Here is a 22,162-nt window from a genome sequence, read left to right as displayed (position 1 = left end):
CTACCGAGAAATCCTCAGCGCTTCATCGCAAAGCGAAGTGAGGCAAAATCACTTCGGCCTGGAGGCTCAAAGGTGAGCTAGGATCACCATTAAATAGGCCTGTTCCGGCCTGCTGTCAGGCGTAGCTTCAGCCATACTTGCAAACTGAATTTGACCACTTTCCGAGTGCCTATGAAGCCTTCCGATAAAGCACAGATTTCGAATGGTGATGATTGGAGACTCCAGCTAATCACCCATCTAACGCAGGATTTCACCTCGCCATGGACCGGTACCTTTTCACCCGCGGGGACACGAGTCACTCTCTCGTCAGTGATTCAAATGACGAAGAAGAAACAACTGACAATCCCTCTACCCAATGCCTCAGCTCTGCTACTCAATTCGGCGGCCACAGCGTTTATTGCCGCACGCGAAATTCGTGAGCGAAGTGGCATTGATAAAACCCTTCATTCAGAGGTCAGTTTCCCCTCAGATGAGGAGGCCTTTGATTACATTGAGAAAATGATTGAGTCGATTGTCTTGTCCTTCACGGCGCTTGAGGCGTTCGTTAACGAAACTATTCCTGCAGATTATTTCTATGCACGTCACCGTCGAAGTGAGGTTGTGCTTGAAGCGGTAAATAAGAAAACTGTTGAGCGTCACACACCCATTGATGAAAAGCTGACTATAGTTTTGCCTGAGGTCCTGAAGTGCTCTTCACCCAAGGGGGCTCGGTGCTGGCAGGGATACAAGCAACTAAAGAGTGTTCGAGATCGCATTATTCACATGAAAACCGAAGATCGACGCTCTTCGGGAGTTGAGATAGACAGCATTTGGAAAGCAATTATCCTAGCTCCTGCGCCTCATTTTGCAGCCAAAGCGGTCATTGATCATTTTGTAAGCACTATGAAAGAGAAACCGGCTTGGCATAGAAGATTTCCTCATTCCACCCCATGAAATTCTAATATCGGTGAAGGGTGGGTTTTCCACTTTCGGATTTGAAATCCAGAAGGGTCAAATTTGAGATCTGAGCAAAGCAGGTTGGCTAGCACTGTGGCGACTCCCTCGAACCTGACCGCGTTAGCCGGATGTGAGCAATTCTGCTCGTATCGCGTTTACGCGCGGTGTGTTCAGATTTGAGGTATGAGGACAGACCCTTAGTCATGGTGTACGGCCTGAGAGTATTGGTTAAACTCCACTACTTTTCGCGCGATGAGTTTTTTGGACAAGGAGCATATGGTAGAAATGGCGATTACATCTGAGCAGGAAGCTTTTGCAGTTATTCTTATTGATGGCACTTTGAGCGTATTTGAGAATGCTGACCGGCTGTTTTATGAGGCAGGCGTTTTGGCTGATGTAAAGGCATTTTCTCGAGGGTATTTGTTACATCAGATATCACTTGAAGAGTGCGGAAAAATAGAGATGTTGTGTGCTGCAGTTTGCTCGTGTTTAGTTGGTAATAGGGTGAATATAAAATCGCTTTCTAAGGCGTTTCGGCGGCACGAGGGGAAAAATAAAATGAATGCGTACTTTCTTCCTCGTTCGGAGGCTGAGAAAGTTGCAGAAGAAAATAATGATGTTGCCGCAGCAGTTGGCGCATTTAAGGTGGTTCAGGAAGAGTTTCATCAAGAGTCAAATCGCTTGAAGAACTCATCTTTGTATGTTGATTTTGATGAGGTGTTTACCTCCCCTCAGGATGTTATATCTAAGGATGACTACGAAAAAATTCGCGCGCAAAATGCTGATTTTATGGCACTGACCAATCATAAGGTGCAGACACTATCCAGGTGGAAAAGCGATCTCGCTTCAGCTGCCGGTGAGATTCAAGAGGTTTATGCATTGGTAACGGAAGATCGGCCGGAGGAAAAGTCGCTAACTGAAGCTCGTGAAGCACTGTGGGAGCGTATAAAGACGACTGTGACGCGGCGTAATGGGTGAGCTAGTACGTCAGACTGACACCCACTCGTCACGCAGAGCTCTAACCTGGGCTTTAATGCACTCAAAGCAGAGTGCATCAAAGCTCAGTTGTTGATCACTGAAGGGTCGTCGCGAGGAAGCGCTCCACGTCATCAATCATGCCCCTCACGTCCGCGGCCGTGAACTCCTCCGGTTTACCATGGGCGGCACTGTTGCGGATTGCAGCCAAAGCGGTGATCCGCTTTTTCTGACTGGCGTTGTATGCGCCGGCCTTTGCCAGATCATCGTTCATTTTGTTAAGGCTACCGTGCTCTAGCTCATGGTTAGTACACAGGTCGCGTAAAGTGGTTTCGAGCACAACTCCAGCAATGACTGCCGCGGCTGTTGCGTAGCCCGACTTGAGGAGTTCCTCCGCTTGCTCAAGCTCATTCGTGAAGACATCTGCCTGCACCAGATTCCGGAGTGAGTTGAGGTAACCGCCTTCATAGTCCTCTTTAGCCGCAAGGAAAACCGCGCTCATACGAGTGAGGCGATCGACATTGGAGTCATAAGAGCTGTGCTCTTCTGCTTTGTTGAATGTCTGGAGATGGCTTGAGTTCTCACCACAGGTGCGCTCTATGAGGGATCTTGCTTTAACGCCCCAATTGAGAACCACGTCCGGGGAGAGGTAAGGCTCCATCCTGTCCGTAAAACCATTTCTCCTCATGACGGTATTTTTTTTGAGCTCAATCCATTGTTGCTCAAGTTCGTTGAAGCGCTTCCCGAACAATGCCGTCATTTGGTTTTCCTTCCGTGAGAGATTGCCGATCTTGGCGCGTGGCCAGTAGAGAGGCAAGACTCAGATCGTCAATCCTGCTCCAGCCGTTTGATCGGTCTGTATCAGCAGGGTCAGTCCGCGTCAGATTGCCAAGCAGATGCGCCTGTAACTCCCACCAGTGGTGGACGTCTGGGCGTTACACCAACGGTGGGGCATCGAGGTTTCCACCATTGGAGTAAACCTCCCATGCTTTTTATGACCGCCTCACGAAAGTGTCGGCGAGCCCGGCAGATAAGGCAAAGCGGGAATTCCCAATTTCAGATCTGTAACGCAGATGTGAGCAGCTTTGCGCGCATCTGCCTGACCAATTGTGGCCACGTGGTGATGCGATATAACGGAAGTTCTCCCGGCATCGCTGATGTGCTCAGTTTTGAGCACACCTACGGTGGTTCAGATCTAGATCACACTCACTTTTTGGATTTTAAACCCAGAAGTGTCCTATTTGAGATAGGACGCTCGACTAGTGCTCAGTCGACAGCTTTTGCACACGGTTCAAATAGTATGTCGCGCGAAAGCGGTTTAACGGATTTACGCTTGCATTAAGTTTTTTGTTAGGCAATTTGGTTTGCGCGCTTTACCACGACCAAGGGTTTTGGTTTTAACTCGTACGACTGCAATAATCGCTTAGCCGACTTTCTATTGAAATGTTTTAATTCTGCTTCGGCTAGTACTTCAGTCGTAGGTGAGGTGGAGCGGTGTAGCAATAATGCAAAAGCCTCCTGTTTCAGATCGTCGCTGGCGATCTCAATCTCATCAATTGTAAGGTAGGATTTTGTTATCTGCTCCCAGATACATATCTCTCGCTCTGGGTCGAGGTCTCGAGTGAAATCTTCAAGCCATTCCTCTACCTTGGATGGGAAGATCTTGGAGAGTAACATTGCAATTATTTTTATTCTGTCTGCTTGCTCTGGAGATATACTGCTTGTTCCAATAGGACTGCTTTTGATTTTTTTTAGTTCGATGCCAATTGTTTCTTGATTGTCTTCAGGGACGGAAATTCGCCGTTCAATCGCATCTATTTCATGCTTTTTGTTTTTAGGTGATCTTACTTTGATAACATATGGCTTTGGAGATGTTAGGCCAAGCGAGTCATTAATCTTCGCACACGTCTCATAGGCTAGCGAGGCCGCCACTGATGGGCTTGTTCGGAAGAATTCACGCCTTCCATTTACTCGAAAAGCTCTAAGCCGCTTGTGAATTTGTGTTTCGGCTTGTTTGCAATCACCGACAGAATAAGCAGTGAGAACATCAAATGGGGTGGGTACTCCTGATGAGCCATTGTAAAGCTGTAACGCTCTAGCATCAGGCTCCAATGTAGTGAGACCAATTTTTACGACGTAAGGTCCAAAGAGCTCGTTTTGAAGAACATATATGTAGCCTGGTGTCATTATTTTCTTCCCTGATGTAGATGAGCGTGAGCTGCAGTAAGTATTTTCTAAATATTCAGTTAGCTTAGAATATTCTCTGGGCTTTCAAGTGCTCTTTGTCGCTTGCCTTGATGTGATCCAAGGATGTGAAGAAAGCTGGATGGGTATCCAGTTTTCCATCAACGATTTTATGGCAATGAATTTGTGCTTTCTTGCCATGAGCTTCAAGATACTGGTGGGCTGCTTTGTGGCCTTCGAGTAGAAGCGAGTCGATATCTATGCCTTCTGTGGTTTTGAGCAATAGACGGATCACTACGGAGGTGTCGATATCTTCAAAGTAAACTATATCTCGGTATTCCAAGTATGCATGATCTGGTAGCTTTACGTTTTTTATTATTGTGTCCACCATCACGCCGACCGGGCGCTTTAGTAGGCGGTCATAGAATTCGTCAAAAATTTTTTTTGCAAAGCAGGTGCCAAGAAATAATATTACCGTACCAGCAACTTCAAGTCCACCGAATGCCTTTGGTCTAAGGTCCAATCTTAGAGAAGGTATGGTTTGAAAAGACTTACTAGAGTATTCCCACTCTTCACCTTCAAGCAGAGGTTCTAATAAGTTTTCGCGGATTGTTGTTACTTCCGAGATAAATCGGCTGTGCCCTTCCAGCGCGAATGTATAAGTGGTTTTCATATCATCCCATTCTTCGTTGTTCTCACGCTCAATGTGCCATATGGCTTCAACAGGCATAAGGCCATCATCGTAGCGCTCGATCCAATGGTTCGCAAATGAGGACATTTTTGCACCCTATCTATTGCGTGACTGCTAACGATGGTCCATTATTGGTTCATTGTGACTGCTAACGGAGGTTTTTATGAAGAAAGAGGAGCCGAAAGGCCCGCTATCTGCGGCCGATCGCCAGAGGATCTACAAAGAACGTCAGCGCGAAGCTGGTTTTAGGCAAACAACGGTATGGATTCACGGTGAAACCGAGGAGGAGGGCAGGCAGGCAGCGCGGGATGGCAAACCACTCAAGCCGATCGGCACAAAAGACCCACTGAGCTGGGCGGCGGGCTGGATCAGCGAGAAGAGCAAGCAGTAACGGGTGAAGCGGTGGCTCAGATTTGAGCCATCAGAGAAGAGGTGCCAAGCCGCTGCGTCAACAGCGGCCTGGCGATCACACGACGTAACTTAAAGGGACACGTCATGCAATTTAAACAGAATACCATCCAAATCCTCGATGCACGTGGGGAAGTCATAGGCTCGATGAATTTGCCGGCCAGCATCAAACTCACTGATCTGGCCTCGCTGAAAATGCTCGGCGCCGTCAGCGTGAGGGTAGTGCCTTGCGTCGGTTCATTCAGCGGGATCGTCGCCGGGGGTGTGCAATGAGTCAGCCAACCGCTCGCATCGCCGACGAAGCCCTAGAGCTTCTGCGCGCCACTCACGAACGCATCAGCAATATGCGGGTGCTGTTCAACGCGATCACGAAGGACCTGAAACACGGCAAGTCGCACGATATCGAAGAGTTGGCCAGCCTCGGCAGCTTTTTAGGGTATGACTGGGCGAATTACGTCGACAGCGAAGTTGAGCAGATGCAGAAGGCGCTCGACGCGGCGGAGGTGGCTCAATGAGTGCTGCTATTCGATCACGGGACGACCTGAGCTTCACACAGCGCGATGATGCCGGTCGACTCATCAATTGGCCGCGGTACAACTATGGCGTGCCTGGAGACTGGGAAAAGGGCATCGCGTGCTTCGATGCCGAGATTGCCGAGCTGGCCACCTACGACGAGACAGAGGCGTTTCATGCGATCCAATTCGCGATCGTGGGAATGGGAGGGCGCTGCACAAGTCTGGAGACGGGATTCATCGATCGCGTAGCCCGGGCGGCGGTGATTGGTCTCCGTTCGCTGCGGGCTGGTGCTGAGCAGTTCGCTCCCACAGACATTGACTGACAAATTACGAAACCTTCGCAGTATCAAGGGCACTACCCCGAAACAGGGTGGTGCCCTTTTTCATTGGCGGGCGGTTGGTGCCATCTTGGCAAAGTAGATCAGGTGGAGCTATATGCCTCCAGCCACTCATCCACACTCTGCTCTTGGGGAGGCTTAGGGGAAGGTAAATCAGTTATGGGGGCTGTCTTGTTATCATCCCTTCTTGTTAACTTGCTTTCGTAGTTTGAAGAACACGTAGTTGAAATTGGCTGTGGCCCACGTTTTTCATGGTCTGCAGCCGTTTCCTTGTGCCCTGACCTTGTGCCCTCCTTGTGACCTAGTTGTGCCCAAGTTGTGCCCAAGTTGTTCCCTAAAAATGCTCGGTGTGCCTGGTCTGCGGTGATGGTCAAAGGCTGAAGCGACTGCACATTAAGTCGATCCTTGCTCAACTCTCCAGCCAGCAAGATGCTGGAGAGCTTTCCCATGCATTTGTGGAATCGCTGCATCCGCTCGGGTAGTGGTAGGCCAGTGCCCCGCCAGAACTTGTAAAAATGGCTTCGCTCGCCGACACGGAACTCACCGGCCGGAAGAGGTGCACCAGCTTTGCCTCCTACCGTTGTGCGTTTGCGGGTCAGGTCAACATTGAAAATGGCGTAGGCAGTTTTGCCAGTCACTACCGATGTGAAGCGCAGGGTGACGCCGGCCGATTTATGCTCTCCGTATCGGCCCGTGCTATAGCCTTCATATCTGAATGCATCGACTCCAATTGCCGCCAGTACCGATCGGCAAATCTCCAGTGCTTTTTGATCCATCCACTCAGGCGGTACGGGCTTGCCGCTCGCCGGTTGAATGGCGAGCTGCCCAAGCTCGATGCTAACCGTGTCCCCACGGCTAAGTAGTTTTGTGGCTAGGCATTCCACTGAATCGACCTCAGCGTAATCCGGCTGGGTAACCAAACCAGTAGTTCACAGGCAGGCGCGGGGGTGTCCTCAAAACTGAGGACACCCCCGCTTTTCTGGTTTACGACGCTTCGCGCATGAGGATGTACTTGGCGACGCGGTGAGGCGGGCGACCAGGCTCAGTGGACTGGTGCGTCCAGTAGGTGCGAATCTCGTGCCCCTTTTTCCTGAGGCGGCGGATGGTGTTGGGTGGCTGGACGATATCCAGATCCTTGGCGGCTTCGATGGTCGATACCGGCCCGTTTCGAAGGGCCTCCATCATTTTGCGATCTTGCTCAGTTGAAGAATGGCGTGTCATAGTTTGCCCCTCACGTTGGTGCTAGCCAGTGTGTTTTCGCTAAGGCGGTGCTCCAACACCGCCTTGGCAATCTGCAGCGCAATCGTGCGCAAAACCTCTCCCTCATTTTTGAGCCTCACCGTGCGCCGGCCTTAGCTGCGCGTTCAATCCAAGCCTTCAGTTCGGCCACAAGAATCAATCGGCGTTTGCCAAGCTTGAACGCCTTCAGATCTCCATTAGCCATGACTTCATAAATTCCGGACCGCGAGTAGCCGGTCATACGTGCTGCTTCCTCAACGCTGACTGAGAGAGGTGGCAGTGCGGCTAGTTGTGACATAACGACTCCTTCTGGCAGGGTTAGGTTGGTGCCAGTTGTTGCTAGTCTATATTCATAAATTATAAATGATCAAGCAATTGCTAAATTCATTCGTACTCAGTCGGATTGACGAGAGAATGCGAGTGCAGCAAGCTATGCACCTGGGGTCGGTTGGGCCGATCTATTGAGGTGGCAGCTATATGGCGACGAAAACGAGCAAGCGGACCGGCGAGACCAGCACTACGGTTGCCGTTGGGATCAGGATTGATCCGAAAATTAAATTCGCATTGGACATAATGGGGAGGCTGCAGAAGCGATCGCTGACGGCTGTGATTGAGTGGGCGATATCTAACGCAATCGCCCAGCAATCTTTGGACTTTGACGGAGGTACGCTGTCGAGTGTGCTCGATAAAGTTTGGTCGACCGATGAATCCGCGCGCTTAGCAAAGCTGGCGATTCATATGCCGGAGGCGCTGACTTATGATGAGCTCAGGATATGGGAAACCATCAAGGCCACTTCATATTTTTGGCTTGAGTACAGTGACGGCTCTTTTGACAATGACCCGAATAGGTTGATGTTAGATCGGGTGAGACGGGCGTGGAAGGAAACCATTGATCACGTTGAAAAGCATAAAATGTCTCCGACAATAGTCCCTATGACTGCCGATGATCTTATGCCGGATATTCCTTTCTAAATCAGCTCCACCGCAGCTGCTTTCGTACCTGGCGCTAGGTGCGCATAGCGAAGCGTCATCTTGATATCGGCGTGCCCCAGCAGATCCCGTACTGTGTTGAGCGGTACGCCGGCCATCACCAGGCGTGACGCGAAGTCGTGCCGCATATCGTGCCAGCGGAAGCCTTCAATCTCGGCGCGCTCTAGCAGCCTGAGCCAGGCGCTTTTAACGTCCTCCAGACGGCCGCCTTCCTGACTCGGGAACACGTATCGAGATTTGCCGGCCAGCTTTTTCCAGTCTTCCAGCACGCGCACCGTTTCCTTGTTCATCGGGATGTGTCGTGTGTCGCTGGTTTTGGTGGTGGCGCCGGCGGCGGTGATCGTCTTCGTATGGAAGTTCACCGCCGACCATTTCAGGTCGAACAGCTCTCCACGTCTCATGCCTGTATTCAGCGATACCAGGATCATAGGCTTTAGGTGGTCGGTGAATGGGACCTGCAGCAAGCTCGGCATCAGTTCCTTGCCGCGATCCGCTCTCCACTTGTTAGCACTCTCGCGCTCCACCCGCGCCTCGTCTTGACGGGCGTCGAGTGCTTCCCGAAGTCGTTTCGTCTCTTCAGCATCTAAGTAGCGGACCAGTCCCATCGAGTCGACCTTTAAGGCTTTGAGCCTGTCCATCGGGTGGGCATCGATGTACTCCCATTCAACGGCTCTGCTGAATACGCCGCTGATAGAGCCCATTTTCCTGTTGACCGTCGACGGCTTATTGCCTGACTGCATCCATCCCGTACGGATCTGGTCCAGGTCGCGGCCAGTGATCGCATCGAGACGCTGGGGCATAATTGCTTCGAAGTTGTGGTCGAGCGTGTGTAGGGTTTTCTCATGCCCTTTGTGGTGCGTCATGAACCAAGGCATGTATATGTCATCGATGAACTCGCGTAAGGTGGGGAGGGTAGCGCCTTTACGTCCTTGGGTAACGGCTAGCGGTTCCCCCAGGGTTCTTGCCTCCGCGAGATATTGAGTAGCCTCCGCTCGCGCTTGCTCCAACGTCAGTATGCCAATGCGACCCAATGTCTTCTTGCGGCCCCTGGCCCAGGTCACTACATAGGACTTGGCGCCAGCGGCAGTGACGCGCACGAACAGACCGCCGACGGTGGTATCGTGGACCTCATATTCCTGGCCGGTTATCTGCAGGGACGCCAGCAGCTTGGCGGTGAGCTTCTCTTTCAATTTGTTCCCATGGGTGCATGGTGGGTGCAAAAAGAACTATACGGCGTCGTTTTCACGGACACAACCGGACTAAAATCCCAATAAATGCGGGGTTTGGCCGCTGTTTGCTGGGGTTTGAATAGCCCTCCTAAGGGGAAGGTTGGCAGTTCGAACCTGCCCTGGGACACCATCTATTAAAAAGCCCCGCGCAGAGTGATCTGGCGGGGCTTTTTTGTGGCTCTCGGCGGCGCAGAATCAACTGCTAGAAAAGCTCGGCTCCGCGAGTACTGATCTCGGAACTGACCTGCGTCACATGTCGACGTCCTTTGACCGAGTAACTCTGCTCCGGATCCGTCGACCCAGGCTTGCGCAACATCAACTTTGCATACAGCCCGTCTTTATCGCCGTAACGCCCATACCAATTGATCAATCTTGCGATGTAGCACTCTTTGCCGATGATCACCGGCATATCGGTCACAGGTTCGTCTACGTAGTAGCCGGCACCATAGCTGTAGTAGGTATCGTCGCCTTCTCCCGATGCAGGAATGGGGCAGAGAGGGCTTTTATGCTCGCTCGGCTGCTGTGGTTTGCCAGCGTTCGATTTGGTCAACGCTTGGCTGAGCGTCTTTTGCAAACCTGGTTGAAGCTTGTAGGCGGTATTGTCGTTCTCGCGGTTTTGGTTGTGGGGCACGGTCAGTTGGTAGTCGTACCGAACCGTAATTGTTGGTATCTGACGATTGATCTTCAGGGGATTGATCAAGTACAGCTCATCAACACCGTATGAGCCATTGCGGAAGGCGAGATACGTTCTCCCGTGAGACTTGATCCAGCTTGCCGATTGTTCGGCTCCGCGTTCACTAACGGAAAACAACGAGCTGCCAGCGCCTGATTCAGGATCATAAGGCGTCAATCGGCGAGTAAACCGCTTTCCATCACGGCGAAAGGTTTCATAGAACGTGAACAGGCCGGTGCCGCCGGTGTAGGTTGCAATGAGTAAGTCGCGTTGACCGTCACCGTCCAGATCCACAAGTGTGTAACTGGCCCGACCTTGCTCTGCATCTGCTTCGAGTCCTGATGCGGTCAGCGCCTTCCATTCATCCTGTGTGACACCCTTGGGAATGGTTTTGGGAAACAGTGTGTGATCCTCGGACGGGTCATCATTTGGATCGCCATCGAATGAGGTTTGACCCTTGCTGATCGTGAGAGAACCCAGCGCCCGTTCCAGGGCGAACTCCGGTTTGACCTTGGTCGCGGCGCGAATGCGTTGTTGCAGATCTTGCATGACCTGTTTGTCGGTGTCGTCAGGTTGATAGGCGACGGCGTCGATCCACTGCGCATGCAATCCTTCTATGCGATGTGAATAGCTCCGATTCAGGCAATCCACATCTTCGCCGCACGCTTCCCTTGTCTTCAGCCACTCGCGCTGGGCAGTCTTGATCCCGGCCTGTCCCGGCGCAATAGCCCTGATTAACCGTCCATAAATCGAGGCCATCTGCGCATCCAGCTCATACAGAGGCTTGTTCGCACAAATGGTGGTTTCCACAACACTCACAGCCTTTGTGCAGTCCATTCCACTCGCCAGTGCCTGCTGGAAAAACAGCAGTGCGCAGGCCGACACGATGTAGCGTCCTTTGATGTACACGATGAAAACCTTGAAGTAGGAGGGTGGGAGCAGGCGCGCAGGGTAATCGCTGTACAACGAATCTTGAACCCCCGCTTCAAGAGAACCATTGATCCGGCCGATAACCCGTTCGGTGCCTTCAGAGTCGCACGAAATTGCTTGATAGCATTTGGCCGCCAGCTATCATCTGCGCGCCTGAAATGTGCCCTCGGTCCATTCTCTTCAATTGCCTGGAAATCCTCGATGTTGTCGTATCACCAAAAGAGTTTTCTGATCGTCGATGATTTCTCGGATTTCCGCAGTTCCGTTCGCTCGATGTTGCGCGAGTTGGGCGTCAAGGACGTGGACACCGCCGACACCGGTGAGCAGGCGCTGAAAATGTGTGCGCAGAAGTCCTACGATTTCATCCTTCAGGACTTTCACCTCGGTGACGGCAAGAAAAACGGCCAGCAGGTGCTGGAAGACCTGATGATGGAGAAGCTGATCAGTCACGAAGCGGTGTTCGTGATGGTCACTGCCGAAACCAGTCAGGCGATGGTGCTCAGTGCTCTTGAGCACGAGCCGGACGCATATCTGACCAAGCCGTTCAACCGGATCGGTCTGGCCCAGCGCCTGGAGCGTCTGGAGCAGCGCAAGACCCTGCTCAAGCCGATTCTGCAAGCCCTTGACCGTGGCAAGCCGGTGGAGGTGCTTAACGCCTGTATCGCCCTGTGCAAGCAGGACATCCGCTATTCGCCGTTGTGCCTGCGTTACCGCGCCGATGCCCTGCGCGACATGAATCAGAACGAAGCGCTGGAGCGGCTGTATGACAGCATCATCGCTGACCGGCCGTTGCCGTGGGCTTTTGCCGGGCTGGGCAAGTTGTTGTTCAAGCGTGGTCAGGTGGCCCAGGCCAAAGGCGTGTATGAAAAAGCCCTGAAAGTATTCCCGATGATGCCGGCGCTGTACGACGGCATGGCCGATGTGTTGGTGGCCGAGGGTGATACCAAGGGAGCGCAGAAGGTGCTGGAAGAAGCGATTCGCCTGTCGCCGCTGGCGGTGCGCCGGCAGGCGCTGCTTGGCAAGCTGGCAATGACCAACGAAGATTTTGACACGGCCTCGAAGGCTTACCGTCAGGCGGTGGCGCAGGGTGCGCAGTCGCGATTCAAGGATCCGGAAAGTAACCTGGGTCTGGCCCACGCTCTGATCAGCAAGGGCAGCGAGAAGGGCCTCGATACTCGCACGCGGCTGGAGATCAACACCACCCTCAGTGCCGTGGCCAAGGAAAACCCGAGCGATCCGGGTCTGCAGATTCGCGCGCGTCTGATGAAGGCCACCAGTCTGCTGCTCAACGACGCCGAGACCGCCGAGAAGCTCACTGAGCAAGCACTGTTGCGCCTCGACGGCATGGAGCAGTTCATGAGTCCCGAGGCCGCGTTGCTCGTTGCCAAGCAATTGCAGATGCTCGGCCAGGCCGAAGCGGGCACGTCGATGCTCAAGAGTTGCGCGGAAATCTACGGCGATGACCCGACGGTGATGAAAGACATCGCCAAGCTCACCGACGACCCGACTATTCTCAGTTCCAGCAACGCTGCCGCCGACCTCAACCGTCAGGGCGTGCGCGTGTACAAGACCGGCAACCTGGTGGAGGCCCGCGAGGTGTTCCGCAAGGCGCTGAAGATGCAACCGAAGAACATCAGCATCGCGCTGAACATGGCGCAGTCGCTGCTGCATGGCACCGATACCAGTGTGCCGTCGGCGGAGCTGGAAGAATGTCGGGCCTGCCTGAAAATGGTCGGCCTGATGCCCGACACCGACGCGCGTTATCCGCGTTATCAGAAGCTGAAAAGCAAGGCGTTTGGCGAATGAATGAAGACGATCAGGCACTGGATTTTTCTACGGTGATTGCCTCCACCGTGCACGATATGAAGAACTCCCTGGCCATGCTGATGCAGGCCCACAGCCGATGGCTGGCGCATCTGCCCGAGGACCAGCGCAAGGTGCCGGAGCAGGGCGTGATCGACTTCGAGTTCGCACACCTCAACGGCATGCTGGTGCAGTTGCTCGGGCTGTACAAGCTTGGGGTCAACCAGATGCCGTTGCAGCCGGCGTATCACGAGCTGGACGATTTCATCGAGGCGCAACTGGCGGCTCATCAAGAGGTTTTCGCCAGTCGCGGCATCATCGCCACTTACGAAGTCGATCCGCTGAGCCCTCTGGGTTTCTTCGACCGTGAGCTGATCGCCTCGGTGCTGGGCAACTGCATCAACAACGCGATCCGCCATGCCCGTGAATCGCTGTTGATCACGGTCAGCGACGAGGCCGGGCAACTGGTGTTGAGCATCAACGATGACGGCGATGGTTACCCGGTCGAGATGCTCGAGCGCCAGGCCGATTATGTGCAGGGCATCAATCACAGCAGTGGCAGTACCGGGCTGGGTCTGTACTTCGCCGGACGCATTGCCGCGCTGCACCAGCGCAACGGTGTCGGTGGTCGAACCGAGCTTCGCAATGGCGGGCCGTTGGGCGGTGGCGTGTTCAGTATTTACTTGCCCTGAAGCACAGATTCGCCGTACTGACGTCTTTTTGTTGGCCGCTGCTTGAAATTCCGAACAGGCGAAGCCTATTTTGTCCGGGTCGCCGTTCGCGGCTCGCACAATAACAAGGATTGCGTCATGACAACCGATGGCCAGCGTTCACTCGCGCAGCGATTGACGGGCATTGATGAGATTGAATGTGTCACGCCGGATTTGAACGGCGTACCACGAGGCAAGGTAATGACCGCCGAGGGTTTCCTCGAAGGGCGGCGTTTGCAGATGGCCCGGGGGGTGCTGCTGCAATGCATCATGGGCGGTTATCCCGCTGCGCGGTTCTACGGCAGCGATGACGGCGACCTGGCGCTGGTGGCCGATCCGGCGCAGATCCATCCCCTGCCGTGGAGTCAGGAGCCGCGCGCTCTGGCCATCTGTGATGCCGACGAGCTGAGCGGCGAGAGCTCCAACCTGTCGACCCGTGGCCAGCTCAAGAAAGTCATCGCCCGTTATGCGGCCCGTGGCCTGGCTCCGGTGGTGGCGACCGAGCTTGAGTTCTTCGTGTTCGCACCGAACACCGATCCGAACCAGCCGTTCCAGCCGCCAGTCGGTCTCGACGGTCGTCGCGAGGACGGTCACTCGGCGTTCAGCGTCAGCTCCAACAACGGTCTGCGACCGTTCTTCAGTGAAGTCTACAAATGCATGGCGGCCCTCGGCCTGCCTCGCGATACCTTCATGCACGAAATGGGCGTCAGCCAGTTCGAGATCAACTTGCTGCACGGCGATCCGCTGTTGCTGGCCGACCAGACCTTCCTGTTCAAGCACCTGCTCAAGGAAGTTGCGCTCAAGCATGGCCTGACCGTGGTCTGCATGGCCAAGCCGCTGGCGCACACGCCGGGCAGTTCGATGCACATTCACCAGAGCATCGTCGAGATTGGCAGTGGCAAGAATGTGTTCAGCGACGCCGACGGTCAGCCGACCGCGATGTTCCGCCATTTCATCGGCGGGCAGCAGGCAGGCATGGCTGACTTCACCGCACTGTTTGCGCCGAACGTCAATTCGTACCAGCGTCTTTGCCATCCGTTTGCATCGCCGAACAATGCCTGCTGGTCCCACGACAACCGCGCTGCCGGCCTGCGTATTCCGGCCAGTTCGCCGGTTGCGCGTCGGGTCGAGAACCGTTTGCCGGGTGCCGATGCCAACCCTTATCTGGCGATTGCCGCGAGTCTGGCGGCCGGTCTGCACGGTATCGAGCATGAGCTGGAACCGAGCGCGCCGATTCAGGGTGAATTCGAAGTGCCGGACAATCTTTCGCTGCCGTGCACCCTGCACGCTGCGCTCGAGCGTTTGAAGCGCAGCCAGTTGGCCCGGGAACTGTTCGGCAACGAGTTCATCGAAGGCTACATCGCTTCGAAGACCATGGAGCTGACCAGTTTCTTTGATGAGATCACTCCCTGGGAACGGCGCGTTCTGGCAGCCCAGGCCTGACGAAATGTCGTCATCGGGCTATCGTTCGATAGCCCGACACTCACCGCAAGGAGCCGCTCGGAACGCCGATGCGCCAAATCTGGAAATCCTTTCGAGCGCTGTATTTCGCCTCGCTGATGATGTTGATCGGCTCGGGCCTTCTTTCTACTTATCTGGCCTTGCGCCTGGCAGCCGACCATGTCGACGGACTGTGGGTCGGTGCGCTGATGGCGGCCAACTATTTCGGTCTGGTGCTGGGTGGCAAGATCGGTCACCGCCTGATCGCCCGGGTCGGACATATTCGTGCGTACTCCGCGTGTGCAGGGATCGTCGGCGCGGCGGTGCTCGGTCATGGTCTGGTGGACTGGCTGCCGGCCTGGCTGGTGCTGCGGACGATCGTCGGCCTCGGCATGATGTGCCAATACATGGTGATCGAGAGCTGGCTGAACGAGCAGGCCGACGCGAACCAGCGCGGGGTGGTGTTCAGCGGCTACATGATTGCTTCGTATCTGGGGCTGGTGCTTGGTCAGCTGATTCTGGTCATGCACCCGGGGCTGGGTCTGGAACTGCTGATGCTGGTCGCCCTGTGTTTTGCCCTGTGTCTGGTGCCGGTGGCACTGACCCGGCGGATTCACCCGGCGCCGTTGCACCCGGCACCGATGGAGCCGCGCTTCTTCATCAAGCGTGTGCCGCAGTCATTGAGTACGGTGCTCGGTGCCGGTCTGATCATCGGCTCGTTCTACGGTCTGGCACCGCTGTATGCGTCGCAGCAGGGGCTATCGACCGAGCAGGTCGGTCTGTTCATGGGTACGTGCATTTTTGCCGGGTTGTTGGTGCAGTGGCCACTGGGCTGGCTCTCTGATCGTTATGACCGGGCCTTGCTGATTCGCTGCTTTGCCGGGTTTCTGGCGGTGGCTTCTCTGCCGTTGGCGATCATGCCGCAGGTGCCGCTGGAGATCTTGTTCGTCGTCGGCTTCCTGTGCTCGCTGGTGCAGTTCTGCCTGTACCCGCTGGCCGTGGCGTTTTCCAACGACCATGTCGAAGGGGATCGACGCGTGTCGCTGACGGCGATGCTGCTGGTGACCTACGGGGTTGGCGCCAGTATCGGGCCGTTGCTCGCCGGGGTGCTGATGAAAATGTTCGGTAGTCAGAGCCTGTATGCGTTCTTCACCTTTTTCGCGCTGGTGCTGGTATGGCGCATCCGGCCGAAAGCCGTGACCAATCTGCATCAGGTCGACGACGCACCGCTGCATCATGTGGCGATGCCGGACAGTATGTCCAGTTCGCCGCTGGTGGCGGCGCTCGATCCACGGGTCGACGAGCAAGTGGTGCAGGAGCAGATGCAGACTACGGTTGCGCCGGAGCCAGCACCTGAGCCCGTCACCGAGCCTGAATCGCCTGTGGCGCCCGAGACCGGCAACGACAGCCCGGCCCCGGACATCAGTGGTGCCAGGCCTTGATGCTGAAAAAACATCGGGCATAAAAAAACGGGCAGTCGCTGCAAGCGACTGCCCGTTTTTTTATGGCGCGTACGAATCAGAGATCGTCTTTGTCGAAGCGCCGTGCTTCACGTTGTAACTGATAGACGAAACGCTCGACGTTGCGCGCTGCCGGGCCGCTGATGTTGTGAAAGCGCAGGCCGGCGAAGGTGATGTTGAGTTTTTCTTCGAAGTGCAGGTAACGCAGCTCGACCGAGGTCGGTTGGTTGCCGAACAGCGGCGCGGCGATCAGGCGATCGTAGACCTGGCCCAGTTGCAGGCGGTCGGTGATGTCGCCTTCGAAGCGCAGCTTGCAGCCGGTGGCAGAGATATCCAGCAGTTTGCCGCCGATCGGTGCCTTGAGCTTTTCGCCACCCAGTTCGACGCTAACCAGATCGGTCAGCTTCAGGGCTGCGCGGAAGGCATTGCGGCGCTGGTGATAAACCACTTCGGTGGGCAGGTCGCCGGTGTAGAAGCGATCGCCACTGGATTCTTCGATGTTCAGCGTGCCGTTGCATTCCCAGGCAATGCGCACGCCGTCATGAAAGCCTTCGACCTTGAACGGCTCGCCGGCGAGCAGGAAGCGCTCGCCATCGCGCGGGATCATTTCGTCCAGGGCAATGCTGGCGTTTTCCCGGTCGACCTTGATCAGGTAGCTCTGGAAGCGCTGGCTGCGTTCGTGGAAGGTGATGATCAGCGGATCGTGGCTCTCTTGCAGCTGGCGCAGATTGCTGGAGATCTCCAGGGGCGTGGTAAGCACCTTTGGGGGCTGCGGAGCGTCATCATTGGACACGTTAAATCAATCTCCAGACAAAATTTGACTACGGCTGGCCAGTATTTTGCCAGCATGTATCGCGCGTTGATAGGGCGCAAGAATAGAAGAAAGAATCACGCCTGACTGAGCGCGCGCGGTTTCTGCAGTTTGGAGAAGGTGCCGCTGGCGTCGTAGAGCGCAGGAGGCTCGCCGCCGGTAAGGATTTTCAGCTGATTGGCCGTGGCGGCCTGCTGCATCACGATCGATTGGCCGTTTCTGGCGTTGGCCGCCTGGCACTGGGCGATCAGGTCGGTCAGTACATCGCTCTGGCTCAGCAATTGCTCGCCGATGCTCGACTGGCTGGCCAGTTGTTCGAGACCCTGGCGGTCGAGCGACAGGTTGAGACTGGCGAGGATTTCGCTGCGTTTGCGGCCATGCTGTTCGAGCAGAATGATCAATGCCTGTTTGCGTGCCAGAATTTCTTCCAGCAGTGGCATGTCGCGACCGTGCAAGGCGAGGGACTCGGTATGCAGTAACTCCAGCAGTTGTTGAGCTGGAGCAAAGTCGTCGGTGATCAGTTGCAATAAATTAGTGTCGTGCATGGCTGGCCTTGGGTTTTAAGCGTCCAAAAGCCTGGCGCAGGCCGAGGCCTAGCGCTGGGCTTCGAAGTTGAGCAGTTTGCTGGCTACACGGTTGCTGTCGACTTTATAGCTGCCATCGGCAATCGCTGCTTTCAACTCGGCCACGCGGGCTTTGTCGACTGCAGGCTGATCGCGCAGCTTGTCAGTGACCTTCTGCAACTGTTGAGCCTCATTGCTGAGGTGTACCGATTCCCCGCTTTTTGCGGTACTGGCCTGTTCGGCCGGGGTATTCAGCGGCGCGGAAGTGCCGGTTTCGGCGGTTTCCTTGGGCGCGCTGGTACGTGTACTGCCCGTAAGTGACGAGGAGCTGTTCAAACGGCTGAAATCGATGACCATGTTAAAAACCTCTGGGAATTTGGACGCTTGCCATGTTCTCGGCCATCCCCTGGAAAACTTTAGGCTCTTTTACCAATGAGCCTGCATGCGCCGCACAGATCCTGCTGCGGCACAGTTTAGGGAACAGCCGGGGTCGGCGCCAGTTTTCTCCTTGCCTGTTTTACATGGCCACTTCCACCTGGCCCGGCGCCATGACCTGCGCCTTGATGACCCGCTGGGAGTTGAGGTTTTTCACGCGAATCTGTTCTTTCAGGCCGCCGTTGGACAGGGCTTCTCCGGGCATGCGCACGGCGAGCGTGCCGCTGCGGGCAGTAATCACCACCTGATCGCCTTTGCGAACGACTTCTGCCTGTTCCATGTGCACCAGGGTCAGCACCTGGTCGGCGACCGTTGGTCGGGTCAGTTTTTGCCCGATGGCTTCGTCTACCGACGTCAGGAAACCCTGATTGATCTGGCTGACGTCATGCTCGCGCAGCGTCACGTCCTGAGGCTCGATTATCCCCGCGCGCTTGAGGGGGCGAGTGGTGGTCACGACCTCGCGAAACAGGCGGACTTGAGCGGGCACGAACACTGTCCAGGGAGACGCGCCTTCACAGCGGACCTTGACGGTCACACGACCCAAAGGACGCCCCGGACTCTCCAGGGAGGCTGTCAATTCCTTGTCGCACATAGGCATGCGCATGCGCGGATCGAGCTGCTTGACCTCGATTTCGTAACGGCCTTCCGTTTGACTGGTAGCCAGATAGTCTTCTACGGTGAATTCAAGAAAGCCCTGAGTGACGCCGATAAGCATGTCAGGCAAGGTAACCGCATCAGCACTGGCAGGGCTGCCCGCAAAAAACAGGCAAACGGCGGACGCCGCGCAAAGTCCTCTGCGGATAGGGGATGTCAGGCGTCGGAAAAATGTCGTTTGAATGTTCATACGAGTTAAAAAGCAAGCGCCGTGCCGTTTAGCAATGAATGTGCGTCGCAACAACACTTGGCGTTGGTGTAGGAGTCTGGGCATGGCTGGTGTAATGGATTCGGTGAACCAGCGCACGCAACTGGTAGGGCAGAATCGCCTGGAGCTGCTGTTGTTCCGTCTCGACGGCCAGCAGCTCTACGGGATCAACGTGTTCAAGGTTCGGGAAGTGCTGCAATGCCCGCAACTGACGCTGATGCCCAAGTCCAGTCCTGTCGTGTGCGGGGTGGCGAATATCCGGGGGGCGACCATTCCGATCCTTGATCTGGCAATGGCGACCGGCTCCGGGGCGTTGAAAGACAAGAACAGTCCGTTCGTGATCATCACGGAATACAACACCAAGACCCAGGGTTTCCTGGTGCGCTCGGTGGAACGTATCGTCAACATGAACTGGGAAGAGATCCATCCGCCACCCAAGGGGACCGGTCGCGATCATTACCTGACCGCTGTGACTCGGGTGGACAATCAGTTAGTCGAAATCATCGACGTCGAAAAGGTGCTGGCGGAAGTCGCACCGACACCGGAAGCGATTTCGGTCGGCGTGGTGGATGTCGAGACCCAGAGCAAGGCGCTGTCGCTGCGGGTACTGACGGTCGATGACTCGTCGGTGGCGCGCAAGCAGGTGACGCGTTGCCTGCAGACGGTCGGTGTCGAAGTGGTGGCGTTGAACGACGGCAAGCAGGCGCTGGATTACCTGCGCAAGCTGGTCGATGAGGGCAAGAAGCCGGAAGAAGAGTTCCTGATGATGATTTCCGACATCGAAATGCCGGAGATGGACGGGTACACCCTGACGGCGGAAATCCGCGGCGATCCTCGCATGCAAAAGCTTCATATCATCCTGCATACTTCGTTGTCGGGTGTGTTCAACCAGGCGATGGTCAAGAAGGTCGGTGCCGATGACTTCCTGGCCAAATTCCGTCCTGATGACCTGGCATCCCGGGTAGTCGACCGGATCAAAGCAGCAGATATCAGCTAGGGGCCTTTTGCCCCTGGCGTTCAACACGATTTAAGAGGCGGCATCATTTGTCTACGGGTAATTTGGATTTCGAACAGTTCCGGGTCTTCCTGGAAAAAGCCTGTGGCATTTTGCTCGGTGAAAACAAGCAGTACCTGGTGTCGAGCCGTCTCAACAAACTGATGGAGCAGCAAGGCATCAAGTCCCTGGGTGAGCTGGTACAGCGCATCCAGACACAGCCGCGCAGCGGTTTGCGCGAGCAGGTGGTCGATGCCATGACGACCAACGAAACCCTGTGGTTTCGCGACACCTATCCGTTTGAAGTCTTGAAGAACAAGGTGCTGCCCGAGGCAATCAAGGCGGCTCCCAACCAGCGTCTGCGGATCTGGTCGGCGGCCTGCTCGTCGGGTCAGGAACCCTATTCGCTGTCGATGTCGATCGACGAGTTCGAGCGGACCAACATCGGTCAGTTGAAGATGGGCGTGCAGATCGTCGCCACCGATCTGTCCGGCAGCATGCTGACCAACTGCAAGACCGGCGAGTACGACAGCCTGGCGATCGGTCGCGGCTTGTCCGCCGATCGTCTGCAGCGCTACTTCGACCCGAAAGGGCCCGGACGCTGGGTGATCAAGGCGCCGATCAAGAACCGGGTGGAATTCCGCTCGTTCAACCTGCTCGACAGCTACGCAAGCCTGGGCAAGTTCGACATCGTGTTCTGCCGCAACGTGCTGATCTACTTCTCCGCCGAGGTGAAGAAAGACATCCTGTTGCGCATTCACAGCACGCTGAAGCCGGGCGGCTATCTGTTCCTTGGCGCTTCCGAAGCGCTGAACGGTTTGCCGGATCATTACCAGATGGTCCAGTGCAGCCCGGGAATCATCTACCAGGCGAAGTGATCAAGACCGGCAACACAAGAAACGGGAGTCCTCAGGGCTTCCGTTTTTTTATGCCTGAAGGTTTTGCCGGTGGCGGCAGGCGGCAGAAAAGCGGCAGCCGGCGGAAACCGGTTGCCGCTTTTCTGGCATTGCCGCGTCGTCTGTTCAGTGCAAAGCCCCGTAATCCGGGGCTTTCTAAAGCTGGCACGACGCTTGCTATAACCCTGTTACGAAAAATCCGGTCACCTGAAGGTTCCCGACATGAGCATCAGCTTCGATAAAGCGCTCGGCATTCACGAAAAGGCTCTGGGCTTCCGCGCCCAGCGTGCCGAAGTGCTGGCCAACAACATCGCCAACGCCGACACCCCGAACTACAAGGCTCGGGATCTGGACTTCTCCAAAGTGCTCGAAGCACAGAGCCAGAAGAACGCCAATGGCACCATCGCCCTGAACATGACCAACAGCCGTCACATTGAGGCTGAGGGCCTGGGCAATGGCGACGAGTCGCTGATGTATCGCACGCCGATGCAGCCGTCGATCGACCAGAACACCGTGGATGCCCAACTGGAACAGTCGAACTACGCGCAAAACGCCGTCGGCTTCCAGGCCAGCTTCACGCTGCTCAACAGCAAATTCAAAGGGCTGGTGTCAGCCCTGCGCGGAGAGTAATCCATGTCCCTGTCCAGCGTTTTCAACATTGCCGGCAGCGGCATGAGCGCCCAGACCACGCGTTTGAACACCGTGGCCTCGAACATCGCCAACGCCGAGACCGTCTCGTCGAGCATCGACCAGACCTACCGTGCCCGTCACCCGGTATTCGCCACCATGTTCCAGGGTGGTCAGAGCGGTGGCAGCAATTCGCTGTTCCAGAACCAGGACGCGGCAGGTCAAGGCGTGCAGGTCCTGGGCGTGGTCGAAGACCAGAGCAACCTCGAAGCGCGCTACGAGCCGAATCATCCGGCAGCCGACGCCAAGGGCTACGTCTACTACCCGAACGTCAACGTGGTGGAAGAAATGGCTGACATGATTTCCGCGAGCCGGTCGTTCCAGACCAACGCCGAAATGATGAACACCGCCAAAACCATGATGCAGAAGGTACTGACCCTCGGTCAGTAATAA

At 55.5% G+C, this 22,162-nt stretch carries 27 protein-coding genes; 15 read left to right on the top strand and 12 right to left on the bottom strand.

The annotated features are described in order from the left end of the window. Positions 1 to 171: 171 nt before the first annotated feature. Together NE357_RS21410 and NE357_RS21405 are read left to right on the top strand one after the other, a co-directional pair. Positions 172 to 933: a hypothetical protein gene (locus tag NE357_RS21410; RefSeq protein ID WP_169431517.1), complete on the top strand. Its 762-nt coding sequence runs from the start codon at positions 172 to 174 to the stop codon at positions 931 to 933. Positions 934 to 1,221: 288 nt separating this feature from the next. Continuing rightward, on the top strand, positions 1,222 to 1,914 hold the full coding sequence (locus tag NE357_RS21405; RefSeq protein ID WP_169431516.1) for an AbiV family abortive infection protein: 693 nt from the start codon (positions 1,222 to 1,224) through the stop codon (positions 1,912 to 1,914). A 94-nt stretch (positions 1,915 to 2,008) separates the two neighbouring features. On the opposite strand, the gene NE357_RS21400 is transcribed toward NE357_RS21405, so the two are convergent. The 3 genes from NE357_RS21400 to NE357_RS21390 all read right to left on the bottom strand — a co-directional run bounded on the left by NE357_RS21400 (position 2,009) and on the right by NE357_RS21390 (position 4,873). Next, positions 2,009 to 2,671, bottom strand: a complete 663-nt coding sequence (locus NE357_RS21400; protein ID WP_169431515.1) for a DUF4145 domain-containing protein — start codon at positions 2,669 to 2,671, stop codon at positions 2,009 to 2,011. 590 nt (positions 2,672 to 3,261) lie between these two features. Then, positions 3,262 to 4,098, bottom strand: a complete 837-nt coding sequence (locus NE357_RS21395; protein WP_169431514.1) for a GIY-YIG nuclease family protein — start codon at positions 4,096 to 4,098, stop codon at positions 3,262 to 3,264. Between the two features lie 64 nt (positions 4,099 to 4,162). Further along, positions 4,163 to 4,873 carry a hypothetical protein gene (locus NE357_RS21390; protein ID WP_169431513.1) on the bottom strand — a complete coding sequence of 237 codons (711 nt, stop codon included), beginning with the start codon at positions 4,871 to 4,873 and terminating at the stop codon, positions 4,163 to 4,165. Between the two features lie 76 nt (positions 4,874 to 4,949). On the opposite strand from NE357_RS21390, the gene NE357_RS21385 reads away from it, so the two are divergent. The 4 genes from NE357_RS21385 (at position 4,950) to NE357_RS21370 (ending at position 6,032) form a co-directional block, all read left to right on the top strand. After that, the gene (locus NE357_RS21385; RefSeq protein WP_169431512.1) at positions 4,950 to 5,177 is read left to right on the top strand and encodes a hypothetical protein; all 228 of its coding nucleotides are present in this window, start codon (positions 4,950 to 4,952) and stop codon (positions 5,175 to 5,177) included. 104 nt (positions 5,178 to 5,281) lie between these two features. Beyond that, complete coding sequence (locus NE357_RS21380) at positions 5,282 to 5,467, top strand: hypothetical protein (RefSeq protein ID WP_169431511.1); 186 nt, start codon at positions 5,282 to 5,284, stop codon at positions 5,465 to 5,467. Continuing rightward, positions 5,464 to 5,709 (top strand): hypothetical protein, encoded by a 246-nt coding sequence (locus NE357_RS21375; protein WP_169431510.1) that lies wholly within the window; start codon positions 5,464 to 5,466, stop codon positions 5,707 to 5,709. The genes NE357_RS21380 and NE357_RS21375 overlap by 4 nt, the downstream gene beginning before the upstream one ends. After that, positions 5,706 to 6,032 carry a hypothetical protein gene (locus tag NE357_RS21370; RefSeq protein WP_169431509.1) on the top strand — a complete coding sequence of 109 codons (327 nt, stop codon included), beginning with the start codon at positions 5,706 to 5,708 and terminating at the stop codon, positions 6,030 to 6,032. The genes NE357_RS21375 and NE357_RS21370 overlap by 4 nt, the downstream gene beginning before the upstream one ends. Before the next feature lie 98 nt (positions 6,033 to 6,130). On the opposite strand, the gene NE357_RS21365 is transcribed toward NE357_RS21370, so the two are convergent. The 3 genes from NE357_RS21365 to NE357_RS21355 all read right to left on the bottom strand — a co-directional run bounded on the left by NE357_RS21365 (position 6,131) and on the right by NE357_RS21355 (position 7,584). After that, positions 6,131 to 6,931 (bottom strand): hypothetical protein, encoded by an 801-nt coding sequence (locus NE357_RS21365; protein WP_169431508.1) that lies wholly within the window; start codon positions 6,929 to 6,931, stop codon positions 6,131 to 6,133. 100 nt (positions 6,932 to 7,031) lie between these two features. Further along, positions 7,032 to 7,229 (bottom strand): helix-turn-helix domain-containing protein, encoded by a 198-nt coding sequence (locus tag NE357_RS21360; RefSeq protein WP_231501131.1) that lies wholly within the window; start codon positions 7,227 to 7,229, stop codon positions 7,032 to 7,034. A gap of 154 nt (positions 7,230 to 7,383) precedes the next feature. Further along, positions 7,384 to 7,584, bottom strand: coding sequence for a helix-turn-helix domain-containing protein (locus NE357_RS21355; RefSeq protein ID WP_134023847.1), 201 nt, complete (start codon positions 7,582 to 7,584; stop codon positions 7,384 to 7,386). A gap of 179 nt (positions 7,585 to 7,763) precedes the next feature. Between NE357_RS21355 and NE357_RS21350 the strand changes: the two genes are divergently transcribed. Further along, positions 7,764 to 8,258, top strand: coding sequence for a hypothetical protein (locus NE357_RS21350; RefSeq protein WP_169431507.1), 495 nt, complete (start codon positions 7,764 to 7,766; stop codon positions 8,256 to 8,258). Here NE357_RS21350 and NE357_RS21345 read toward each other — a convergent pair. Both NE357_RS21345 and NE357_RS21340 read right to left on the bottom strand, forming a co-directional pair. Further along, positions 8,255 to 9,466 (bottom strand): site-specific integrase, encoded by a 1,212-nt coding sequence (locus tag NE357_RS21345; RefSeq protein WP_169431506.1) that lies wholly within the window; start codon positions 9,464 to 9,466, stop codon positions 8,255 to 8,257. The genes NE357_RS21350 and NE357_RS21345 overlap by 4 nt on opposite strands. A gap of 241 nt (positions 9,467 to 9,707) precedes the next feature. After that, entirely contained in the window at positions 9,708 to 11,087 is a 1,380-nt protein-coding gene (locus NE357_RS21340) for a lysozyme inhibitor LprI family protein (protein ID WP_169431505.1), read from the bottom strand. Between the two features lie 222 nt (positions 11,088 to 11,309). Here NE357_RS21340 and NE357_RS21335 point away from each other — a divergent pair, with 222 nt between their 5' ends. The 4 genes from NE357_RS21335 to NE357_RS21320 all read left to right on the top strand — a co-directional run bounded on the left by NE357_RS21335 (position 11,310) and on the right by NE357_RS21320 (position 16,503). Next, entirely contained in the window at positions 11,310 to 12,914 is a 1,605-nt protein-coding gene (locus tag NE357_RS21335; RefSeq protein ID WP_169431504.1) for a tetratricopeptide repeat-containing response regulator, read from the top strand. Next, the gene (locus tag NE357_RS21330) at positions 12,911 to 13,603 is read left to right on the top strand and encodes a sensor histidine kinase (protein ID WP_169431503.1); all 693 of its coding nucleotides are present in this window, start codon (positions 12,911 to 12,913) and stop codon (positions 13,601 to 13,603) included. The genes NE357_RS21335 and NE357_RS21330 overlap by 4 nt, the downstream gene beginning before the upstream one ends. Positions 13,604 to 13,822: 219 nt before the next feature. Beyond that, positions 13,823 to 15,064 carry a glutamine synthetase family protein gene (locus NE357_RS21325; RefSeq protein ID WP_169432684.1) on the top strand — a complete coding sequence of 414 codons (1,242 nt, stop codon included), beginning with the start codon at positions 13,823 to 13,825 and terminating at the stop codon, positions 15,062 to 15,064. A gap of 68 nt (positions 15,065 to 15,132) precedes the next feature. Next, positions 15,133 to 16,503 carry an MFS transporter gene (locus NE357_RS21320; RefSeq protein WP_169431502.1) on the top strand — a complete coding sequence of 457 codons (1,371 nt, stop codon included), beginning with the start codon at positions 15,133 to 15,135 and terminating at the stop codon, positions 16,501 to 16,503. Positions 16,504 to 16,579: 76 nt separating this feature from the next. On the opposite strand, the gene NE357_RS21315 is transcribed toward NE357_RS21320, so the two are convergent. From NE357_RS21315 to flgA, 4 genes are all read right to left on the bottom strand, one after another. After that, positions 16,580 to 17,314: a flagellar brake protein gene (locus tag NE357_RS21315; protein ID WP_169431501.1), complete on the bottom strand. Its 735-nt coding sequence runs from the start codon at positions 17,312 to 17,314 to the stop codon at positions 16,580 to 16,582. Between the two features lie 95 nt (positions 17,315 to 17,409). Further along, a complete protein-coding gene (locus tag NE357_RS21310; RefSeq protein ID WP_169431500.1) occupies positions 17,410 to 17,877 on the bottom strand; it encodes a flagella synthesis protein FlgN in 468 nt (155 codons plus the stop codon). A gap of 48 nt (positions 17,878 to 17,925) precedes the next feature. Continuing rightward, complete coding sequence (gene flgM, locus NE357_RS21305) at positions 17,926 to 18,252, bottom strand: flagellar biosynthesis anti-sigma factor FlgM (protein ID WP_085711005.1); 327 nt, start codon at positions 18,250 to 18,252, stop codon at positions 17,926 to 17,928. A 160-nt stretch (positions 18,253 to 18,412) separates the two neighbouring features. Further along, a complete protein-coding gene (gene flgA / locus NE357_RS21300) occupies positions 18,413 to 19,174 on the bottom strand; it encodes a flagellar basal body P-ring formation chaperone FlgA (RefSeq protein ID WP_169432683.1) in 762 nt (253 codons plus the stop codon). A gap of 82 nt (positions 19,175 to 19,256) precedes the next feature. Between flgA and NE357_RS21295 the strand changes: the two genes are divergently transcribed. The 4 genes from NE357_RS21295 (at position 19,257) to flgC (ending at position 22,159) form a co-directional block, all read left to right on the top strand. Continuing rightward, positions 19,257 to 20,189, top strand: a complete 933-nt coding sequence (locus NE357_RS21295; protein WP_065258844.1) for a chemotaxis protein CheV — start codon at positions 19,257 to 19,259, stop codon at positions 20,187 to 20,189. 47 nt (positions 20,190 to 20,236) lie between these two features. Beyond that, positions 20,237 to 21,064, top strand: coding sequence for a protein-glutamate O-methyltransferase CheR (gene cheR, locus NE357_RS21290; RefSeq protein ID WP_007960327.1), 828 nt, complete (start codon positions 20,237 to 20,239; stop codon positions 21,062 to 21,064). Positions 21,065 to 21,304: 240 nt separating this feature from the next. Continuing rightward, the gene (flgB, locus tag NE357_RS21285) at positions 21,305 to 21,712 is read left to right on the top strand and encodes a flagellar basal body rod protein FlgB (protein WP_169431499.1); all 408 of its coding nucleotides are present in this window, start codon (positions 21,305 to 21,307) and stop codon (positions 21,710 to 21,712) included. A 3-nt stretch (positions 21,713 to 21,715) separates the two neighbouring features. Next, a complete protein-coding gene (flgC, locus tag NE357_RS21280; RefSeq protein WP_054593596.1) occupies positions 21,716 to 22,159 on the top strand; it encodes a flagellar basal body rod protein FlgC in 444 nt (147 codons plus the stop codon). The last annotated feature ends 3 nt before the right edge of the window (positions 22,160 to 22,162 follow it).

Source organism: Pseudomonas sp. G7(2022), assembly GCF_052660475.1.
This window is presented reverse-complemented; position numbering and strand designations above follow the sequence as displayed.

Excerpts from the sequence above, each read along its gene's own strand:
- NE357_RS21410 (WP_169431517.1), top strand. The coding sequence starts at position 172 with ATGAAGCCTTCCGATAAAGCACAGATTTCGAATGGTGATGATTGGAGA.
- NE357_RS21405 (WP_169431516.1), top strand. The coding sequence starts at position 1,222 with ATGGCGATTACATCTGAGCAGGAAGCTTTTGCAGTTATTCTTATTGAT.
- NE357_RS21400 (WP_169431515.1), bottom strand. The coding sequence starts at position 2,671 with ATGACGGCATTGTTCGGGAAGCGCTTCAACGAACTTGAGCAACAATGG.
- NE357_RS21395 (WP_169431514.1), bottom strand. The coding sequence starts at position 4,098 with ATGACACCAGGCTACATATATGTTCTTCAAAACGAGCTCTTTGGACCT.
- NE357_RS21390 (WP_169431513.1), bottom strand. The coding sequence starts at position 4,873 with ATGTCCTCATTTGCGAACCATTGGATCGAGCGCTACGATGATGGCCTT.
- NE357_RS21385 (WP_169431512.1), top strand. The coding sequence starts at position 4,950 with ATGAAGAAAGAGGAGCCGAAAGGCCCGCTATCTGCGGCCGATCGCCAG.
- NE357_RS21380 (WP_169431511.1), top strand. The coding sequence starts at position 5,282 with ATGCAATTTAAACAGAATACCATCCAAATCCTCGATGCACGTGGGGAA.
- NE357_RS21375 (WP_169431510.1), top strand. The coding sequence starts at position 5,464 with ATGAGTCAGCCAACCGCTCGCATCGCCGACGAAGCCCTAGAGCTTCTG.
- NE357_RS21370 (WP_169431509.1), top strand. The coding sequence starts at position 5,706 with ATGAGTGCTGCTATTCGATCACGGGACGACCTGAGCTTCACACAGCGC.
- NE357_RS21360 (WP_231501131.1), bottom strand. The coding sequence starts at position 7,229 with ATGGAGGCCCTTCGAAACGGGCCGGTATCGACCATCGAAGCCGCCAAG.
- NE357_RS21355 (WP_134023847.1), bottom strand. The coding sequence starts at position 7,584 with ATGTCACAACTAGCCGCACTGCCACCTCTCTCAGTCAGCGTTGAGGAA.
- NE357_RS21350 (WP_169431507.1), top strand. The coding sequence starts at position 7,764 with ATGGCGACGAAAACGAGCAAGCGGACCGGCGAGACCAGCACTACGGTT.
- NE357_RS21335 (WP_169431504.1), top strand. The coding sequence starts at position 11,310 with ATGTTGTCGTATCACCAAAAGAGTTTTCTGATCGTCGATGATTTCTCG.
- NE357_RS21330 (WP_169431503.1), top strand. The coding sequence starts at position 12,911 with ATGAATGAAGACGATCAGGCACTGGATTTTTCTACGGTGATTGCCTCC.
- NE357_RS21325 (WP_169432684.1), top strand. The coding sequence starts at position 13,823 with ATGACCGCCGAGGGTTTCCTCGAAGGGCGGCGTTTGCAGATGGCCCGG.
- NE357_RS21320 (WP_169431502.1), top strand. The coding sequence starts at position 15,133 with ATGCGCCAAATCTGGAAATCCTTTCGAGCGCTGTATTTCGCCTCGCTG.
- NE357_RS21310 (WP_169431500.1), bottom strand. The coding sequence starts at position 17,877 with ATGCACGACACTAATTTATTGCAACTGATCACCGACGACTTTGCTCCA.
- flgM (WP_085711005.1), bottom strand. The coding sequence starts at position 18,252 with ATGGTCATCGATTTCAGCCGTTTGAACAGCTCCTCGTCACTTACGGGC.
- flgA (WP_169432683.1), bottom strand. The coding sequence starts at position 19,174 with ATGAACATTCAAACGACATTTTTCCGACGCCTGACATCCCCTATCCGC.
- NE357_RS21295 (WP_065258844.1), top strand. The coding sequence starts at position 19,257 with ATGGCTGGTGTAATGGATTCGGTGAACCAGCGCACGCAACTGGTAGGG.
- flgB (WP_169431499.1), top strand. The coding sequence starts at position 21,305 with ATGAGCATCAGCTTCGATAAAGCGCTCGGCATTCACGAAAAGGCTCTG.
- flgC (WP_054593596.1), top strand. The coding sequence starts at position 21,716 with ATGTCCCTGTCCAGCGTTTTCAACATTGCCGGCAGCGGCATGAGCGCC.